Origin of the sequence: Lujinxingia sediminis, from assembly GCF_004005565.1 — a bacterium.
GTDB classification, from domain to species: Bacteria; Myxococcota_A; Bradymonadia; order Bradymonadales; family Bradymonadaceae; genus Lujinxingia; species Lujinxingia sediminis.
Window position 1 is genome coordinate 1 of sequence record NZ_SADD01000036.1, and the last position, 2050, is coordinate 2050.

The following is a 2050-nucleotide window of genomic DNA, read 5'->3' on the forward strand; positions in this document are numbered from 1 at the left end:
CCTGATCGCAAAAATCGACGACCTCAAAGCCCGCGCCAAAACTCGCGACACGATGCGCTACCCGCGCGCATTTAAAGATGATGCGGTCGAGCTGGTATCCGAGCTTAGCGAGCAGGGGTGGACGCAGCAGGCCATCGGCGAAGCATTGGAGATCCCCTGGGTTACGTTAAATCGGTGGCGCGATGCTGCGACGCCCGGAGAGGAACAAGCTGAGAACTTCCGGCCAGTTACTCTTTCCGAGCCCAAGACTCAACCCGCCCTTGTCTCACCGTCCGGCTGGCGCATCGAGGGATTGAGCGTGGCGCAGCTTATCGAGGTGGCGAGGCGGCTGCCGTGATTGGCTCGACGCGAAACGTGCGGGTGTGGGCGTATCCAAAGCCCTGTGACCTGCGAAAAGGTCATAACGGCCTGAGCGGGCTGGTGACTACGGAGTTTGAGGCCGACCTTTTGAGTGGTGATTTTTTCATCTTCTGCAACCGCCAACGCACCCTCTGCAAAGTGCTTTTGTGGGACGGCACGGGCCTGTGCATCTACAACAAACGGCTGGAGAAAGGACGTTTCGCCAGGCTCTGGCGCGAGCCGCAGGAGGATGAGATCAGGCTTACGGCCTCGGAGCTTTCGCTCTTTCTGGAGGGCTGCACGCTCGTGGGTAAAGAACGGTTGAGTCCGCCGGAATTTATCCCTTGATGGCGAGAGCAGGATATGATCGAATGTGGCCATTATGGTCGATATTCGCAAAGAAGATGACATTGAGCGGCTACGTGAAGTCGCGGTTTTGCAGGACGCCGAGATTGGGCTTCTGCACGAGCGTCTTAGCGCGATGTCTCGCGAGATTGAAAAGTTACGCGAAGAAAAACAGGGGCGGTTGCAGCAGGAATTGCAGGCGGTCAAAGCCAGCCTTGCGAAGCTGCAGAAGATCCAGTTTGGAGTGTCGTCCGAGAAGAGAAAGCGCGACGAAGCGGGTCAAAAGCCAAAGAAACGCAAAAGGCGCTCTCGCAGCGGCCCCCGTCCTCAGCCTCATCTGGAGCAAAAGGACGTTTGGTTTAAGCTCGATGACGCCGACCGGATTTGCCCGGGTTGCGGCGACCCTCTCTGCGAGATGGGCGAGCTAGCTGAAGAGAGCGAGCTCATCGATGTGGTGGAGCGAAAGTTTGTCGTCAAGCAGGTCAAACGGCAGAAATACACCTGCCGGGGCTGCGGCCATATTGAGGCCGCGCTGGGGCCGGATAAGCTGCGCGGCACACGTCGCTACTCTTCTGATTTCGCGATCGAGGTGGCGACGAACAAGTACCTCGACCACCTCCCGCTGGCCCGCCAGGTGCGGATCATGGAACGTCAGGGCCTCCTCATCGACACCCAGACGCTCTGGGACCAGCTCGACGCGCTCGCCGACCACGTGGAGACGACGTATCTGGGGATCAAGCACTGGATCTTCGGCGCCGACGTGGTCGGGATGGATGAGACGACCTGGCGACTGATGGAAACCGGTGCCACCAAAAAGTGGCAGATGTGGGCGATTCGCGGCCGCGGCGCGATGTGGTTTGCGCTACGCGATTCGCGAAGCGGCGAGACCGCCGCCGAGCTGCTCGAAAGCTACTCTGGATGGCTCATCACCGATGGATGCCCAAGCTATGATAAAGCCGCCCGCCTGGTCCCCGGGGAGGTTCGTCTTAGCGGTTGCTGGGCCCATGTTCGCCGCAAGTTTGTAGATGCTGAATCCAACGATCCCGAGCGCGCCGAAGCCGCACTCAACCTGATCGGAAAACTCTACGACGTGGAGAAAAAAGCACGTGACCCGGACGAGGGCATCGCATTGATGGACTGGCGACGAGATCTGCGAGAAACCGAGTCGAAGTCCATCCTCAAAGAGCTAAAAACGTGGGCGTTTAACCAGCGTGTGTTGCCTAAAAGCGCCATCGGCAAAGCGATCGCCTACATGATGGAAAGGTGGGAGCGTTTGGAGCTCTATATCGAACATCCCGAGCTGTGGATCGACAACAATCCCACCGAACGCGGAATCCGTGGTCCGGTCGTGGGCCGCAAGAATCAC

Annotated in this window: 3 protein-coding genes; all 3 read left to right on the forward strand. The window is 58.8% G+C overall.

The window, feature by feature from the left end; all coding sequences use genetic code 11:
- Positions 1-337, forward strand: a 337-nt coding sequence (locus tag EA187_RS20535; protein ID WP_206524442.1) for a hypothetical protein, incomplete at its 5' end; no start/stop codon positions are given.
- 23 nt (positions 338-360) lie between these two features.
- Positions 361-687 carry an IS66 family insertion sequence element accessory protein TnpB gene (gene tnpB, locus EA187_RS20175; RefSeq protein ID WP_241250218.1) on the forward strand — a complete coding sequence of 109 codons (327 nt, stop codon included), beginning with the start codon at positions 361-363 and terminating at the stop codon, positions 685-687.
- 34 nt (positions 688-721) lie between these two features.
- Positions 722-2050, forward strand: a 1329-nt coding sequence (gene tnpC / locus EA187_RS20180) for an IS66 family transposase (protein ID WP_127781482.1), incomplete at its 3' end; no start/stop codon positions are given.